General features: G+C 42.4%; 12 protein-coding genes. 6 read left to right on the top strand and 6 right to left on the bottom strand.

Going from position 1 to position 17,465, the window contains the following annotated elements:
- The first annotated feature begins 96 nt into the window (after window positions 1–96).
- Complete coding sequence (locus F9K23_15395) at window positions 97–945, top strand: outer membrane beta-barrel protein (GenBank protein KAB2914094.1); 849 nt, start codon at window positions 97–99, stop codon at window positions 943–945.
- Window positions 946–952: 7 nt separating this feature from the next.
- On the opposite strand, the gene F9K23_15390 is transcribed toward F9K23_15395, so the two are convergent.
- The 3 genes from F9K23_15390 to F9K23_15380 form a co-directional block, all read right to left on the bottom strand.
- On the bottom strand, window positions 953–2,155 hold the full coding sequence (locus F9K23_15390) for a DUF763 domain-containing protein (protein KAB2914093.1): 1,203 nt from the start codon (window positions 2,153–2,155) through the stop codon (window positions 953–955).
- A 108-nt stretch (window positions 2,156–2,263) separates the two neighbouring features.
- Window positions 2,264–3,652: an SUMF1/EgtB/PvdO family nonheme iron enzyme gene (locus tag F9K23_15385; protein KAB2914110.1), complete on the bottom strand. Its 1,389-nt coding sequence runs from the start codon at window positions 3,650–3,652 to the stop codon at window positions 2,264–2,266.
- 114 nt (window positions 3,653–3,766) lie between these two features.
- Window positions 3,767–4,810 carry a type IX secretion system membrane protein PorP/SprF gene (locus F9K23_15380; protein KAB2914092.1) on the bottom strand — a complete coding sequence of 348 codons (1,044 nt, stop codon included), beginning with the start codon at window positions 4,808–4,810 and terminating at the stop codon, window positions 3,767–3,769.
- A 9-nt stretch (window positions 4,811–4,819) separates the two neighbouring features.
- Here F9K23_15380 and porU point away from each other — a divergent pair, with 9 nt between their 5' ends.
- Both porU and porV read left to right on the top strand, forming a co-directional pair.
- Window positions 4,820–8,764, top strand: a complete 3,945-nt coding sequence (porU, locus tag F9K23_15375) for a type IX secretion system sortase PorU (protein ID KAB2914091.1) — start codon at window positions 4,820–4,822, stop codon at window positions 8,762–8,764.
- A gap of 47 nt (window positions 8,765–8,811) precedes the next feature.
- On the top strand, window positions 8,812–10,014 hold the full coding sequence (gene porV / locus F9K23_15370; GenBank protein KAB2914090.1) for a type IX secretion system outer membrane channel protein PorV: 1,203 nt from the start codon (window positions 8,812–8,814) through the stop codon (window positions 10,012–10,014).
- A 71-nt stretch (window positions 10,015–10,085) separates the two neighbouring features.
- Here the strand turns inward: porV and F9K23_15365 are convergent, their stop codons facing one another.
- Window positions 10,086–10,727, bottom strand: coding sequence for an MBL fold metallo-hydrolase (locus F9K23_15365; GenBank protein KAB2914089.1), 642 nt, complete (start codon window positions 10,725–10,727; stop codon window positions 10,086–10,088).
- Between the two features lie 120 nt (window positions 10,728–10,847).
- On the opposite strand from F9K23_15365, the gene F9K23_15360 reads away from it, so the two are divergent.
- On the top strand, window positions 10,848–14,243 hold the full coding sequence (locus tag F9K23_15360) for a hypothetical protein (GenBank protein KAB2914088.1): 3,396 nt from the start codon (window positions 10,848–10,850) through the stop codon (window positions 14,241–14,243).
- A gap of 53 nt (window positions 14,244–14,296) precedes the next feature.
- Window positions 14,297–14,710 (top strand): hypothetical protein, encoded by a 414-nt coding sequence (locus F9K23_15355; GenBank protein KAB2914087.1) that lies wholly within the window; start codon window positions 14,297–14,299, stop codon window positions 14,708–14,710.
- 7 nt (window positions 14,711–14,717) lie between these two features.
- Here the strand turns inward: F9K23_15355 and F9K23_15350 are convergent, their stop codons facing one another.
- Window positions 14,718–15,488, bottom strand: coding sequence for an AMP nucleosidase (locus F9K23_15350; protein KAB2914086.1), 771 nt, complete (start codon window positions 15,486–15,488; stop codon window positions 14,718–14,720).
- Window positions 15,489–15,532: 44 nt separating this feature from the next.
- Complete coding sequence (locus F9K23_15345; protein KAB2914085.1) at window positions 15,533–16,000, bottom strand: hypothetical protein; 468 nt, start codon at window positions 15,998–16,000, stop codon at window positions 15,533–15,535.
- Between the two features lie 190 nt (window positions 16,001–16,190).
- On the opposite strand from F9K23_15345, the gene F9K23_15340 reads away from it, so the two are divergent.
- Window positions 16,191–17,459: a replication-associated recombination protein A gene (locus F9K23_15340; GenBank protein KAB2914084.1), complete on the top strand. Its 1,269-nt coding sequence runs from the start codon at window positions 16,191–16,193 to the stop codon at window positions 17,457–17,459.
- Window positions 17,460–17,465: the final 6 nt, after the last annotated feature.

The following is a 17,465-nucleotide window of genomic DNA, read 5'->3' as shown; positions in this document are numbered from 1 at the left end:
GCTTTTCATATATTGTTTAGTGATAGCTGTAAGTATTTCTTTTTGTTTTGATTTTTTTATTGAACTTGCGCGCCTTTTAGTTAAGTAAACAAGCTATTGAAAACAATTTTGGCACCACGTAATTTAGTTATAGCAACATTCTTTTCTTTATTCTTCTTTTTATCTTGTTTTACTAGTGTTGGCGCAGCTCCTAAAGATACCGCACGCGAACCTTTTACCGGTCGGTTTTATTTTTACTGGGGTTATAATAGAGGTATTTTTTCGCGGAGTGATATACATGTAAAAGGCCCCGGATACGACTTTACCGTGTACGATGTAAAAAGTAAAGACCATGCTGAAAACCCTTCGCTGGTATACCTTAACCCAAAGCTTTTTACCATTCCGCAATTTAATGTGCGCATGGGGTACTACATCACCAAACGCTGGTCAATATCATTGGGCTACGACCACATGAAGTATGTAATGCAAAACAACCGAATGGCAAATGTTTCGGGGGTTATTACTGACGCTGCTTCTGACAGGTTTTCAGGCACCTACTTACAAACCCCGATATATCTTGATACTTCATTCTTGAAATTTGAGCATACTGACGGATTAAACATTGTAACCATTGATGCTGAATACACCTTGCCTATCTGGAAACAAAAACAAGATAAATGGAGATTGGAAGCAACTATGGGTACCGGAGGAGTTTGGATAGTTCCGCGCAGCGATGTAAGAGTTATGGGTAAAGGACTAAACAACCGTTTCCACATGGCGGGTTACACTTGGACAGGTAAAGCCGGCCTTAGAATTAATGGCTTTAAACGCTTCTTTTTCCAAATGGAAACAAGGGGTGGTTATATTAGCCTTCCTTCGGTTTTGGTAGCCAATGACGCTCCTGATATTGCCAACCACGATTTCTCTTTCTTAGAGTTCACAGGGGTGCTTGGCATACGTTTCTAAGATTCGTTTATAATAGCGTTAGCTGTCCTTTAGGAGGTTTAGCATATCCCATTACCGTTCGTCCACTATATTTATACGAGTTATTTCGCTCGTGCTCAATTACGGTTTCAAACGCGCCTTCATCGGGTATAAAATCCTTTTCCAGTTGTTGAGCAACCTTCGTTAAGCTCTTCAATGCTTGCTGCTTATCAGTATTCCCGATTTTGGCTTTTTCTACAGAGTTTTTCAATATCTCTATTGTCTCGTCATAAACTTTTAGCGGAACAGGAAACGGATGTCCATCCTTACCGCCATGAGCAAATGTAAAACGGGCAGGATCGCTAAACCGTGATGGAGTTCCGTGTATTACTTCACTCACCAATGCCAATGACTGTATGGTGCGAGGTCCCACTCCTTCCAGCATCAATAGTTCTTCAAAGTTTTTCAGGTCAGTATTATGAGCTAATGTTAAAACACTACCCAACCTTTTCAAATCCACATCCTTTGCCTGCAACTCATGGTGACGGGGCATTACAATTTTGCTCACTTCTGTTAATACATCCACAGGCCGCTCTTTGGTTATTTCAAGCATTGCTGTTTTTGTGGTATTGGCAAACACATCGGTAAGATTTAAAATCTGCCCCTGATTTTGGCCATAAATAAAGGTGTGCGGTTCCTCAACAAAAGACTTCACTTGAGCCGAGTGCCAATGATATCTGCGAGCCATTCCATTATCATCGTTCATGCCTTGCTGCACTACCGCCCACTCCCCCTCGTCCGTAACAATAAATGTATGCAGATAAATCTGATACCCGTCTTGGATGGCTGTGTTATCAACTTTGGCAGTTAGTTTACTGCTCCTAACCAACTCTTTACCATCAAGGCCGGTTTTATCAGAAAACACCAACAATTCAGCGGGGGTTTGGGTTGATTGCTTCCCCTTGCCGCCACAGACGTATATCCCCAACTCTTTATGTCTTGGGTTGATTGCTCCCTTTAAAGCCCCCATTACCGAAGTAGTAATGCCTGAAGAATGCCAATCCATACCCAGCACACAACCTAACGTCTGAAACCAAAAAGGGTCGCTCAAACGAGATACTACTGCCCCCTTACCATATTCTTGTGCCACTGCCTCAATAATGGCTCCGCCCAATAATCCCATACGCTTGTATAGCCAATCGGGCACTTTACCGTAATGAAGCGGTAAATCGGCATGACGAACTCCATTCATTATGTTTAATTTTAAAACAAATATATGTTAAAAAACAAAACAATCGAATCGGGTATAAAACAAAAAAGGCCGCTTTCGCGGCCTTTTACTATATATAAAGTATTGTGTTTATCGGTTACCAGATGGGTTACCCACGCGGGTCATTGCACAACGGAAACCAAGTGTAGCTAAGTTTTGGTTTTCGTCAAGGAAGCGGCGGGTTCCGGGTGATACCCAGTATGCCCTGTCATCCCATGAACCACCTTTGTACACACGAGCTTTGTTGTTTACTAAGCTGGTTACGCTGTATTCGTAACGTTGGTCACGCTCAACATATTCCTCCTCATCCAAGTAGCCTTTGTTTTCGGCTTGTTGGTAGTTCAAACGGTTTGGATCAGGATCAACGTTTTTGTAGATAATCCTACCCAAGCTGTCTTTCTCATCCACGTATCCGTCAGCATCGGTTTGTTTTACTTTAAACTCGTTACCACGGAATGGGTTAAGGTCTTCAATGTCTTCAAAGCTTAGTGGACGATATACATCCATTACCCACTCACTTACGTTACCGCCCATGTTATATAAACCTAGGTCGTTTTTCCAATAAGCTTTTACAGGGGTAGTGAATATACCGTTATCGTTCAACTTACCTGCGATACCTGCCATATCACCCGCATCACGTTTAAAGTTGGCTTGAATCTCACCACGATTTTTCTCAGGTGATCCTTTACGGGTTGTTAAACCGTTCCAAGGATAAATTTTCTTGGTGTTAACGTTTTCATACAAGGTATTACCCAAGTTACCAACGGCTGCGTATTCCCACTCAGCTTCAGTAGGCAAGCGGTAATCAGGTAAGAAGATACCGTCTTCCATACGTACTTTGCGAGTTGTTCCACCCGGAGCAATGTCTTTAATATCGTTTTTCACCAAACCTTCGTATTGATTGTTTAGGTAAGCATCGGTATTAAAGTTGTTTTCGTTGGTTTGGTTGTTAAGGTCACCCACTTGGTGAATACCTTCACGTATCAATATCATCTCGTTTACGCGGTCGGTACGCCAAGCAGCATAACCGGTAGCTTGTACCCAACTAACACCCACAACTGGATAGTCGCGGTATGCAGGGTGACGGAAATAATATTGCATCATTGGCTCGTTGTAAGCCAATTTCCTGCGCCAGCAGTTGCTATCAGGCAATGCTTTTTGGTGAACTTCAGGATAGTCAACAAATACCCTGTTCAACCAATGTAAATATTCTAAGTAGTGGAAGTTTGTTACTTCAGTTTCATCCATATAGAAACTAGAAACAGTAACCCTTCTTTCTACGTTGTTGTGATCGTACAATACGTCCTGTTCGGTTGAACCCATTGTGAAGTTACCACCTTGGATAAGTACCAGACCGGGACCGTTTTCTTGACCTTCGTATTCAAGTTTTTGAACTCCGCCCCACTTGGTATCATTATAATTCCAACCGGTGGTTTCACTTTTTGGCTTTTTACAAGCGAAAAAAACAGCAACCAGCATTGTTAATGCTGCAAACCTGCTGATTTTATTTATTTTCATCATTGTGTTAAGTGTTCAGCTTTAATTTTAAACGGTTTTCACTAAAGCAAAATTATGCAAGTATAAATATTTTTTTTAAAATCCAGGACAAACTAATCTTTTCCATCGTTTTGAACTGCGCACGCACCACTCAACCGAGGCTGAAATTTCGTGCGAGCCGGGCGCAGCAGAACGCGCCGACGATACGGTAATATCATAGCTATAACCAAATTTAAATTGTTGGTAGCGGAAGCCTACCAAAGCTATCAAAGCATCAGAGTTTGGTGCTGTTTGACGGAACCACAAACCTGCCACAAAAGGTCCTTTATTTAAATAAAACCCAATATTAGTTTGGAAAAACTTTTGCTGGGTCATAATTAAAATATTGGGAGATATGGTCATTTCGGGCTCTTGGTTTTTCTTGGTTTTCTTCAACGGAATTACTGTACCTGCATGCACGGTATAACGGCGAGGCAATGTAGTACCGCTGTCGGTGTTTTTGAAAAACGATTGGTTAGGCTCATTTATATTGTGTACTGCTACACCGGCATAAAACGATCCAGAGTAAATTAAAGCACCTGCTGAAAAGTTAGGGAACGATACTGAGTTATTAGGAAACGACTCTTTTGTATCCAACACAAATCCTTTTTTAGGTAAAATCTGATCGCTAAAGCGCAATTTGTTAAAATCAATGGCACGTTGCATCAAACCTGCCTGAATAGCTAAACGCAAAGCAAACCTTTTGCTGCTTTTACGTCCGCCAAACAAAGCCATGTATGAATACACACCGCTTACCGAAGTAGTGGTAAGCAAACCGTCACCGGCCACATCACGCATAGCCATAAGTCCAACACCACCGTTCATTCCGTCCACATGTTGGTCGAATGAAGCCGCAAAAGTACGGAAGGTACCGGGTAAGCTGGGCCATTGGTTACGGTAGTTAAGCACCATACGTCCGCCGGCTTGCCTTTCGTCGCAAGCAGCAGTACCTGCCAAAGCAGGGTTGGTGTATATGGGGGCTGCGTAAAATTGCGTAAATTCAGGATCCTGTGCGTTTGCAGCAATAGCAGTAAGCATTAGTGCTATCACGGCAACAAAATTTTTAACGCTGTTAAACATTTTAAGTAAATATTGGGTCATATATATCGTATGTATCTTATGTGTGTAAAAACGTCATACTATACCTTTGCAATTATACGTTATTGCAACATCACATTTAACGCTTTATTTATAAAAAATATTGTTCAACTTGCAAGTTACAACATGAAGACTTTAAAAATACAGTTTTTGTTAATTTTTATTGCCCTTTTCTTGAGTTCTGCTCAAGCTCAGAAGGTATTTACCATTAGCCAAACTATAAACTGGCATGTGGTGAAACCCGCTGAAGGGCAAGAAGGTAAGCCTTACATAACCTTTGATAACGCAAGTTTGCAAAATGTTGCCTCGCCTACCCCATCGTATTCTCATATCTTTGAGTTGGATTACCCTGCAAAAGTATCGGCAGAACTGACGGCTTATGAAACTGCGCCGTTGTTGCCCGAAGAACTTGCGGCCATCAACCCTGCTGATGCACCTGATAAGTTTACCCCTACTATTTATTATTTAACACTCAACAGAAAACCGGCAGGTCGCTTGCTGTTCATTCCGTTGGTGGTAGATAATAGTACAGGCGAGGTAAAGAAAATCACATCATTTACTATAACGCTCACCGCTACACCTTCATTAGAAGCTACCACTGCGGCTGCTTATACCTGGGCGGAAAACTCAGTGCTGGCAAGCGGAAAATGGGCCAAGGTAACGGTTGCTAAGGAAGGCGTGCACAGGGTTACAGTTTCACAACTGGCCGATGCCGGGTTGGATGCAAACGGTGCTGACATTACTGCTGTTCGTTTATATGGTAACGGCGGCGGTATGCTCCCTCAGTCTAATTTGGGTACTAAAAACGATGATTTGGTTGAGAACCCAATTGAAGTAAAAGATTTTAATCAAAACGGAAAGTTTGACGGAAACGACTACCTGCTGTTTTATGCCGAAGGACCAAACGTATGGGAGTTTGACTATACTACATTAAAGTATAAACACCGCCCGCACAAATATGCTGACCGCAACTACTACTATATAACCGTGGGTGCTGCCGGCGGAAAAAGGATTGCCGACCAAGCTGAAGATGCAGGTACACCAACTAATACCTCTACAACCTGTGATGTGCTTTATTTTCAGGAAAAGGATTTAGAAAACCTTTTAGAATCAGGCAGGGAATGGTTTGGCGAAAAGTTTGATAAGGTACTTTCGTACGACTACTCGTTTGAAATACCCGACCTTGATATTGCCCAACCTGTAAAAATGCGTTCACAAGTTATCGGACGCACTCCCGTTAATATGTCGGTGTTTACCACTTGTAACGGTCAACCGGTATTGAATCACCTTATTGATGGTATTACCTTTAGCTACGAAGGCAACTATATTGATACTCCCGACACTACCGAAGGTTCATTTTTTGTAACCGGTAATACACTTAATCTTCGTTACTCGCTTAATAAACCTGCTCCTACTTGCACTGCATGGCTCAACTTTTTTGAGATTGCTGCACGCCGCCAAATGCGTTTTAACGGTGGAGGGCAAGTTATCATTCGTGACAATAAAAATATAGGCGGTGCTAACCTAACCGAGTTTGTTTTTGACGATAACGGTCAAAACATTTCTATCTGGGAAGTTACCTCACCCATAAATGCTCAACGACAAACCCACAGAAAAAACGGACAACAACGGCGTTTTACCTTAGAAACTAAGAAACTGCGCACGTTTGTTGCCTTTGACGATGCCACCCTTTTACGCCCCGAAGCCATAACTGCTGTTGAAAACCAAAACCTGCACGGGTTGCGCAATGTTGAAATGGTTATTGTTGCCCACCCTGACTTTTTAAAGGCTGCTGAAAAACTGGCTGAACACCACAAAGATTTTGACGGACTGAATACCGTGGTGGTAACTCCACAACAAGTGTATAATGAATTTTCATCGGGGAAGCAGGATGTGAGTGCTATCCGTAACTTTTTGAAAATGTTTTACGACCGTCCCGGCCAAACAGACAGTATCCGTTACTTATTAATGTTCGGTGATGCATCGTACGATTATAAAGACCGATTGGCAAAGAATACCAATTTTGTGCCCACCTACCAAAGCAGAAACATACACAGTCCTGTGTATTCATATTGTTCAGACGATTTCTTTACCCACATGGATGACAGCGAGGGTGAATGGGATGAAAATGGCGGGCCTGATGAAACCAGTGATATTGGAGTAGGAAGGTTCCCCGTACAAACGGCCGAGCAAGCCCAACAAATGGTTGATAAAGTAATACGCTACACCAACAACAAAAGCTTTGGCAGCTGGAGAAATGAAGTGTGTTTTATTGCCGATGATGAAGATGGTAACGAGCACTTTAAAGACGGTCAAACCTTTTCAGGCATTGTAGAAAAAGATTTTCGTAACTATAACACTGATAAGATATACTTAGATGCTTTTAAACAAGTATCTGTAGGAAACGGAACCCGCTACCCCGATGTAAACAAACAAATTACAAGAAGGGTAACCCAAGGGGCATTAACTGTTAATTACAACGGCCACGGTGGCGAGTTAGGCTTGGCCCACGAGCAAATTATAGATATACCTATGATTAATGCTTGGACCAACCCCTACAACATGCCTTTGTTTATTACTGCTACTTGCGAGTTTAGCCGTTTTGACGACCCGGGCAGAACATCGGCAGGAGAATTAGTGCTGCTAAACCCCAACGGTGGCGGTATTGCATTATTTACCACCGTTCGATTGGTTTACCAATACCCCAATCATATTCTTAATAGAGCTGTGTATGAAAAGAACATTTTTTCACTGCACAATGGACGCGTTCCCCGTTTAGGCGACGTGTTTAGAACCGCTAAAAACAAAGAGTTATCACTAAACAGCCGCAATTTTACATTGCTGGGCGACCCTGCTGTTACTTTGGCCTATCCTTCTCAAAAAGTAGTAACGACTGAAATTAACGGCACCCCTGCCAACGGCAGCGTTAGCGATACTGCTAAAGCCCTTTCAAAAGTTACTATTAAAGGTGAAGTACAGGACCACAACGGCAACCTATTAACCGATTTTAACGGCATCGTTTACCCCATCGTTTTTGACAAAGAAAGCAAATTGACAACTCTTGCCAACGACCCTACCAGTAACAAGCTACCCTTTGGTATGTATAAAAACATTATTTACAAAGGAAAAGCCAGTGTGAAAAACGGCGCGTTTGAGTTTAGCTTCATCGTTCCCCAAGACATTTCTTACAGCAAGGGTAGTTCTAAAATAAGCTACTACGCAAACACTTCAGATATTGATGCACACGGATATTACGACAGCCTTGTGGTAATTGGCACTGAACAGGGTGCTCCGGTTGATGTTAAAGGACCTACAGTACGATTGTTTATGAATGACACTACCTTCCGCTTTGGTGGTGAAACCAATGAAAGCCCTACCTTATTGGCTTTGGTTACCGACTTAAACGGAATTAATACCACAGGTAACGGTATAGGCCGTGATTTAACAGCTATATTGGATGGCGACCGTGGCTCTATGATGATTTTGAATGATTACTACCAAGCTACACTTGACAGCTACCAATCAGGCGAAATCCGCTATCCGTTAAGCGGACTGAGCGAAGGTTTGCACAGCATTAAAGTAAAAGTATGGGACGTTTACAATAACTCAGCAGAAGGATATACCGAGTTTGTGGTTGAAAACTCTGAAAAACTGGCTATCAAACGTTTGATGAACTACCCGAACCCCTTTACTGATAAAACCACCTTTTATTTTGAACACAACAAACAAGGTAAAGAGTTGACCGTTGATATAGAGATATACACTTTAAACGGACAATTATTAAAAAGCATGAATACGGTAATACCAAATGCAAGCGCCAATGTTGACGGGCTTGAGTGGGATATAGCCAATGATTATGGCAATAATATTTCACAAGGATTATACTTATTCAGGGTGAAAGTGCGTTGTGGAAACGATACCGTTGAACAAACAGAGAAAATGGTATTAATTAAATAAGATTGTAGGGCTAAATAATATATTTGCCAATTAGAATTTTTGTAGGAATGATTAAAAAACTAATCTCCGGAGCTTTGTTACTTGTGCTTGCTGCTCCGGCATTTGCTCAGGGCCAATTTACAAACCGTACTGTTATAACTACCACAGTACCCTTTTTGCTTATAAGTACTGATGCACGTTCGGGTGCATTGGGTGATGCGGGCGTTGCCCTCACCCCCGATGCAAACTCAACCCATTGGAACCCCTCTAAGTATGCTTTTATTCAAGACAAAGGTGGTGTATCAACAGGTGTTACCCCGTGGCTGCGCCAATTGGTAAACGACGTAAACTTCTTGTATTTTACAGGATATGGCCGTATTAACAGCCGAAGCACTATGGCTGCTTCATTGCGCTATTTTTCATTGGGTACTATCAACTTTACTGATATACAGGGTAACTCATTAGGTTCATTCAACCCCAATGAGTTTGCAGTAGATGTAACCTATGCCACCCAGCTTTCAAAATACTTCTCAATGGGTGTAACGGGTCGTTTTATCTACTCAAACCTTACAGGTGGCTTGCAACAAAGCGGTGCTACTTCAAACTCAGGTGTTGCAGGTGCGGCTGACGTATCGGCCTATTACAGGCGCAGTACCAAAATTGAAGGTAAAAAACTTGAGTACGCTTTTGGTGCCAACATTTCTAACATCGGTAACAAAATCACTTATTCAACCACTGCCAACCGTCAATTCATTCCTACAAACCTTAAAATAGGCGGTTATGCTAAGTACATTGTTGACGAACACAATGATGTAGGCTTTTTGCTTGACTTTAATAAATTGTTGATACCCAGCAACCCTGTATATGACCGTAACCCCAACGGTACTGCTAAAATAGGACCTGATGGCAAGCCCATCATCCTAAAAGGTAAAGACCCGAATGTGCCAGTTATTCAAGGTATGTTGCAATCATTTACCGATGCTCCAAACGGTTTTAAAGAAGAACTTCAAGAAATTAACATTGGTGCCGGTGTAGAATATTGGTACGATAAATTGTTGGCGGCCCGTATGGGTTTCTTTTACGAACACCCTGATAAGGGTAACCGTAAATACTTAACCTTTGGTGTGGGTATTAAATACAAGGTGTTTGGTATAGATGCAGCTTACCTTGCTCCAATACAACAACGCCACCCCTTACAAAACACACTTAGGTTTACCTTGCACTTTAACTTGGATGCCTTTAAATCTCAAAACAACACCGAAACCAAATAATGCTTCGGTTACCGTATAAAAAAAGCCCGAAAGAGAATCTCTTTCGGGCTTTTTCTTTTATAGTGCTTGGTTTATCCTCTCACAAAGGGATTGTATAACTTCTCCTCTCCTACCGTCGTCGGCTCCATGTGACCGGGGTACAACACCGTATCATCGGGCAGGGTGTATATTTTTGTTTTGATAGACTGCATTAGCGTTTGGGTATTACCACCCGGTAAATCAGTACGGCCAACACTGCGGTTAAAAATAACATCGCCCACAATTGCCTTTTTACTCGCTGCATCATAAAACACAATACTACCCACCGAGTGACCGGGGGCAAACAATACCTGCAGCTCTGTATTTCCAAACGTTACTATATCACCTTCCTCTAAAAATCCGGCAGGCTGCGGCGAAGGAGTTACCCGTACATTGTACATTGCCAAACCGTAATGGGGTGCTTGGGTTAACCAATCTATCTCGTATGGATGGCAATACAGCTCTAGTCCGTATTTTCTTGCCACAAAATCATTTCCCAAAATATGGTCGATATGGCAATGTGTATTAAGTAATTTAACAGGGGTAAGCTGCATTTCTTCAATAAACCCCGCAAGAGCCATTTCTTCTTCGGCGGTATAACATCCTGGGTCAACAATCACACACTCACCCGTTTCATCGTACAACACGTAGGTGTTCTCACCAAAAAAATTAAACGTAAAGTATTTTACCTTCATAAACAGGGTTCAAAAATAGTTGTTTCTGCTACAACCGTATGTCTATAAAATTGCGTTTACTACAACAATTTGCCCCCATAAACAGTTTATACTTATAAAATAAGTAAGTTTGCTATTAGCATGTCCATTCCTTTGCGAAGTATATATATATCTATTGTTTTATTCATCGCCTTCGGGTCTGCAAAGGCGCAAGGAGTAAATACCACTTTCGGTCAAAACCGCCTTCCGTTTAAAAACTTCGATTGGCAGGTACTTAGTACCGAAAACGTTGACGCCTTTTATTATCAAGGTGGGAAAAACCTTGCTGAATTTGCCCGCGAAACGGCAGAGGAAAACATCAGCGATATTGAAAACCTGTTCTCGTACCGTGTAGGCGGTAAGGTTGAAATTATTGTTTTTAACACCATTGAAGACCTGCGCCAAAGCAATACCGGACTACAAGAACAGTTATACAATGTGGGCGGCTACACCTATGTGGTAGATAATAAAGTGATTGCTTGGTACGACGGAACCCACGCCAATTTTGAGCAACAAATAAAACGCGGTATTGCCGAAATTATACTTAGTGAGATGATTTATGGCAACACTATACAAGAGCGGGTACAATCGTCAAGCTTATTGTTTTTGCCGTCGTGGTTTTTTAAAGGCTTAACGGCTTACGCAGCCAACCCTTGGGACACGGATATTGATAGCCGCGTTCGCGATGGTATTTTATCAGGTAAATACAAAAATTTTAACTGGCTGAGCGAGGAAGATGCTATTGTAGCAGGCCATAGTATTTGGAATTACATAGGCGATAAATACGGCGATAAATACATTTCTGAAATATTGCACTATACCCGCCTTAGCAAAGGCTATGAGGGTGCTTTTAATTTTGTATTGGGCATATCCGGCAGTGCATTGATAAACGATTGGCTGGCACATTACGAAAAGAAATATAAGGATAGTGAGAACGAACGCGAAGTGCCCCGCAAACTGCTGAACATTCCCGATAAGGTTTCAGGCTATCCCCATACCCAACTAAAAACACACCCCAACGGTAAAAGGGTGGCGTTTGTGATGAACAAAAACGGGTATTGGCAGGTGAAGATATACGATAAGCGGGATAAGAAAGAATCGACCATTTTTACAGGCGGTAAGCACGAAGGGTACCAGGTAATTAACTACAACTACCCTGTGCTTGCATGGGAACCCGGCGGAAAAAACATAGGGGTGCTTTATTACGAACGTGGCAAAACCCGCCTTGTGAAGATTGATGCCAATGAAAAAATAACCCAACGCTACGTTATCTCTGACAAGATAGACCAAGTGTTGAGCTATGACTTTGCGGATAATAATACGCTGCTGATTTCGGCCATTAAAAACGGTCAAACAGATTTGTATCTGTACGATTTAACCAGTGAAGCACTCACCCAACTGACGGATGATATTTTTGACGATTTATGGCCGCGTTTTAATGCTGACCAATCGCAGTTGATATTCAGCTCTAACCGTCCGTACGATACTTTATCGTTTAGTCCCAGCTTTTTGAAGGACGCTGATTACGAAGGCAGTTTTGATGTGTTTTTGTATAACTACACTACTAAAAACAACGTACTGAAACGCATTACCAATACCCCTGAGATAAACGAAATGCAACCCGTGTTTTACCTACCTGGTTTCTATTCGTTTGTGTCTGACATCAGTGGTATTTATAATGCCTATGCTTGTAAAGATACTGTGGTGTTTAAAGAAGGGCGCGCTTTTATAAAATACGCCAATGGCCGTATTGATACGTTGCACAGTAAAATATTACTCCCTACTGGCTCGTTGCAAAGTGTTATCATCAACGGCAAAACGTACTCAACTACGGATAGCACCATCGTATCGATTGACGCTGCCAATACGTTTGCCAATTCTTACCGGTATTATCCGCTTACCAACTACAAACGCAATATTTTAGGGCGCGACCTTGCCAGTACCGACGATGCTGAATACAACCTGCTAATGTTTAATGACCGCTATCAGATTTTTGAAACCAATATATCAGAAGAGGTTGAAGCCGATGCGGAATACATAAACATTGTACCCACGGGTTACAGGCTTGAAACGGAGATGAACTACTTTTACGGGGATATTCCTCCTGAAACATCTATTGTTGTCCCTCCCGAGAAGAAAGAAGAAGACATCGTAGTAGAGCAAGCCAATTTTACCATAGTGCCCAAAGACTCGGTTGATAAATTGCCGGTTGATACAGGAAAATACTTTTTCCAAACCCGTTTCCCTGCTGATTATATACTTAACCGCAAGGCCAAAAGCGGTAGTGCGCTGCAAGAAAATGCCGTAACAGGTAACTTTTTCACGGCCATGTTCCCAGATTACTATGTATCGCAGATTGACAACAGCATTTTACACACTTATTACCACCTGAATACCAACGGACAAGGGCCAAGTCCGTTTGCCAATATGAACCTTGTGTTCCAAGTTAAAACGGCCATTAGTGATTTATTGGGCAACCACCGTGTAAGTGCAGGGGTACGTTTTCCGTTCTCACTAACCGGAAGTGATTATTTTATTGACTACCAAAACCGCAAGCACCCTATTAATTGGGAGGCTTCGTTTTTCCGTCAATCGCGTAGGAACGACGGCCCTACTATCAGCCGCCAATTAATTAACGAAGGTCGTGTGGCCGCTAAACTGCCTTTTAACGAAACCGCCTCGCTGCGCTTGCACTTGCTGGGCAGGCAAGACCGTAACGTTGTGTTAGGTACTGATAGCGCTTCGCTAAGTACACCTGATTTTTATTACAACTGGATAGCTACCAAAGCAGAGTTAGTGTTTGACAACACTAAAAATATCGACATCAACCTGCCCTACGGTTCACGCTTTAAACTGTTTGGCGAGTTGTACCAAGGGGTTAGCGGCAATAACCGCCAAATGATAAACTTGGGGCTTGACTATCGCAAATACGTTAAACTTCATCACAAGATTATCTGGGCTACACGGTTTACGGCCAATGCCTCGGTAGGTGCTACCAAAATGCAGTATTACATAGGCGGTGTAGAAAACTGGCTAGGGCCTTCTTATAACAGTACTATTTCTCGCGGAAAAGGAAGCCAATACCTGTATCAAATGCAGGCCAACAGCTTGCGCGGGTTTATACAAAACATACGCAACGGCAGTAACTATGCGCTACTAAATACAGAAGTAAGAATTCCTGTAGCTGCCTATGTTACCCAAAAACCGGTACGTGCCGATTATTTACGTAATTTTATGATTGTGCCCTTTTTTGATTTGGGTACGGCATGGTACGGAACGTCACCGTTTAACGAACAGCCTTATAACACCCGTGTGGTTGACGGCGGAGCCTATGTAGTAACGCTTACCGATGCCGTGAGCCCAGTGGTGGCCAGTACCGGTTTGGGACTTCGCACCCGTTTGTTTGGTTATTATTTACGTCTTGATTTTGCTTGGGGTATAGAGAACGGAGTTGTAAAAGACCGCCTTACTCAATTTTCACTTGGTTATGATTTTTAATTGCATGAGGATACGCAACAATTTCTGAAAAGTTACTGTCTATCAAATAACAAATGGAAGCACATCATAAACTACCCGATTACGAACTTGAAGTTCAGTTTGAACAGTGCACATTACCCGCTGCACTTTTTACCCACGAAGCCCATATTCGCTTAGCGTGGATACACATCAACAAGTACGGTATGAATAGGGCCATTATTAACCTGTGTGCCCAAATTAAGAACTACGCCCGTTCATTGGGTCGTGAGGAGAAGTTTAACCAAACCCTTACAGTAGCCGCGGTAAAAACAGTAAACCATTTCATGCAAAAATCAGTATCAAACACCTTTCAGGAGTTTATTACTGAGTTCCCCGAATTGAAAAATAGGTTTAAATCATTGCTTGATGAACAATACGGCTTTGATGTTTTGAATACAGAAGAAGCCAAAGTGGAATTCTTAGAGCGTGATTTGCTTCCGCAAGAATAGCCTCTGTTTAAAACTTCAGGTGTTTCACCGTTATATTGTTATCCCTCAATTTCCGCAGCGAATCAACCCCTATTAACACATGCTCCTTGGCAAAATTTGCCGTAACCTTTTTATCGCTTTCAGCCGTTTTCACACCTTCGGGCACCATAGGTTGGTCGCTCACCAGTAATAAAGCTCCCGTAGGTATCTCGTTGGCAAAGCCTACACTAAACACCGTGGCAGTTTCCATATCAATAGCCATTGCACGCACCTTGGTAAGGTATTCTTTAAATTCCTCATCGTGTTCCCACACGCGACGGTTGGTGGTATACACCGTTCCCGTCCAGTAATCACGGTTAAAATCTCTAACAGTAGTGCTAATGGCCTTTTGCAAAGCAAATGCAGGCAAAGCAGGCACTTCCGGCGGAAAATAATCGTCAGATGTACCCTCGCCACGTATCGCCGCAATAGGCAATATCAAATCACCAATCTGGTTTTTCTTTTTCAACCCGCCGCACTTGCCCAAAAACAACACCGCTTTCGGGTCGATAGCACTCAGTAAGTCCATCACTGTAGCCGCATTCGGGCTGCCCATCCCAAAATTTATCATGGTAATATCTTCGGCAGTGGCCGTTTGCATGGGCTTGCCCTCCCCCATTATCTCCACCCCGAAATGAGCGGCAAACATCTCCACATACCCACTGAAATTGGTAAGCAAAATATATTCACCAAAATCTTTCAGTTCACTGCCCGTGTATCTGGGCAACCAATTCTCTACTATTTCCTGTTTGGTTTTCATTCCTGTATAATCTTAGTATACTTTAGTCAACATTAGATGCGCTATCACCTTTCAAACTTTACTAATGTACAGCTATTCTTTTCAACATTTATTGTACCATTAAACGTCGTATCAGGTCTTATACTGCCTGTTAATAGTTTAGCTTCATACTTATACTTCCCAACAGGTAAAGTAAAATTTGCACATCCGTTTGCATTGCAGTAATATGGGGCTGTTATGGGAATATAAGACATTGTTATCATTTGTGATTCTGAAACACCTTCTAATTTCACAACAACTCTAGAAGTCATTCCCCAAGTTTGATCATATATCCAAAAAGTCGCTTTGCCTTTATAGGTGCATGAGCTGTCATCACAATTAGCTTTACTGTTATAATTGTACGCCTCAACATCTGTGCAACCACAATTCTTTTCTTCTTTATTACATGAAGATGATAAAACAAACAAAATAGCTGCCGTATTTACAATACTTAAAAAACTTTTCAATTTAATCCTTGTCTTTTTTAATTGCATTATAAGGTATTCATTCTTTATTACAATACAACGAATATCAACTAATAACAGACATCCCTCATAAGTGTACACATAGAATTATTAGGTTCTAAAACCAAATTCATTCAGATAACTTCACTAAATTTCACGCGCAATATTGTTTAATTTTTAAACAAACCCGCTTTGTTTACTGTTAAATGTCAACTGAATTATGAATACCCAATTACCTCCTTTGGCAGAGCGGTTGCGCCCGCAAACGCTGGATGAATATACCGGACAGGAACACCTTGTAGGCGAAGGTGCTGTATTGCGCAAAGCCATTGAAAACGGAACTGTACCCTCACTGATTTTTTGGGGACCTCCGGGGGTGGGTAAAACCACGTTGGCACAACTGATTGCCAATTATATGGAGTTGCCGTTTTTTGCCCTTAGTGCCATCCAATCGGGGGTGAAGGAAGTGCGCGCTGTATTTGACCAAGCCGATACGGTGGGTAAAAGCATTTTATTTATTGACGAGATACACCGCTTTAACAAAGCCCAACAGGATGCTTTGCTGGCGGCGGTAGAACGGGGTAAAATAATACTGATGGGGGCTACCACTGAAAACCCATCGTTTGAGGTGATTTCGGCGTTACTATCAAGATGTCAGGTGTATATTCTGAAATCGTTGGGCGATAAAGAATTGGGCGAGATATTAAACCGAGCCATTGCTACCGATGAAGTGCTAAAGACACTGGAGATTGAGGTGCAGGAAACGGATGCTTTGTTTCATCTGAGCGGTGGCGACGGACGCAAGCTGTTGAATCTGCTGGAGCTTACCATTAACCAACAAACGGGTAACAAGCGAGTGTTGAATAACCAAGCGGTAATGGCGGCGGCGCAAAACAAAATGGCGATGTACGATAAAAGCGGGGAGCAGCACTACGATATTATTTCGGCGTTTATAAAATCGATGCGGGGCAGCGACCCGAACGGGGCTGTGTATTGGCTGGCACGTATGCTGGAAGGTGGCGAAGACCCTAAGTTTATTGCCCGCCGTATGGTAATTTTTGCCAGCGAAGATGTGGGCAATGCAAACCCCAATGCCTTGCTGCTGGCAAGCAGCACTTTCCAAGCAGTTACGCAGATTGGTATGCCTGAGGGACGTATTATCCTCTCGCAAACGGCGGTGTATTTGGCCAGTTCGGTTAAAAGCAATGCTTCGTATGTGGCTATTGGGGCAGCGGCTGAATTGGTGCGTAAAACGGGCGATTTACCCGTACCGCTTCATTTACGCAATGCTGTTACCAAGCTGATGAAGAATATTGGCTATGGAAAAGAGTACAAATATGCCCACGACTTTGACAACAGTTTTATTGAAATGGACTTTTTGCCTGAAGCCATTAACGGCACTAAACTATACGACCCCGGCAACAATGCCCGCGAAAACGAACTCCGCAAGTTTTTGAAAGACAGGTGGAAGGAGAAATACGGGTATTAGGGATTG

Source organism: Bacteroidota bacterium (assembly GCA_008933805.1).
In the GTDB taxonomy this organism is placed as follows: Bacteria; Bacteroidota; Bacteroidia; order UBA8524; family UBA8524; genus SB11.
This window is presented reverse-complemented; position numbering and strand designations above follow the sequence as displayed.

Excerpts from the sequence above, each read along its gene's own strand:
- F9K23_15390 (KAB2914093.1), bottom strand. The coding sequence starts at position 2,155 with ATGAATGGAGTTCGTCATGCCGATTTACCGCTTCATTACGGTAAAGTG.
- F9K23_15385 (KAB2914110.1), bottom strand. The coding sequence starts at position 3,652 with ATGCTGGTTGCTGTTTTTTTCGCTTGTAAAAAGCCAAAAAGTGAAACC.
- F9K23_15380 (KAB2914092.1), bottom strand. The coding sequence starts at position 4,810 with ATGACCCAATATTTACTTAAAATGTTTAACAGCGTTAAAAATTTTGTT.
- porU (KAB2914091.1), top strand. The coding sequence starts at position 4,820 with ATGTATCTTATGTGTGTAAAAACGTCATACTATACCTTTGCAATTATA.
- porV (KAB2914090.1), top strand. The coding sequence starts at position 8,812 with ATGATTAAAAAACTAATCTCCGGAGCTTTGTTACTTGTGCTTGCTGCT.
- F9K23_15365 (KAB2914089.1), bottom strand. The coding sequence starts at position 10,727 with ATGAAGGTAAAATACTTTACGTTTAATTTTTTTGGTGAGAACACCTAC.
- F9K23_15360 (KAB2914088.1), top strand. The coding sequence starts at position 10,848 with ATGTCCATTCCTTTGCGAAGTATATATATATCTATTGTTTTATTCATC.
- F9K23_15355 (KAB2914087.1), top strand. The coding sequence starts at position 14,297 with ATGGAAGCACATCATAAACTACCCGATTACGAACTTGAAGTTCAGTTT.
- F9K23_15350 (KAB2914086.1), bottom strand. The coding sequence starts at position 15,488 with ATGAAAACCAAACAGGAAATAGTAGAGAATTGGTTGCCCAGATACACG.
- F9K23_15345 (KAB2914085.1), bottom strand. The coding sequence starts at position 16,000 with ATGCAATTAAAAAAGACAAGGATTAAATTGAAAAGTTTTTTAAGTATT.
- F9K23_15340 (KAB2914084.1), top strand. The coding sequence starts at position 16,191 with ATGAATACCCAATTACCTCCTTTGGCAGAGCGGTTGCGCCCGCAAACG.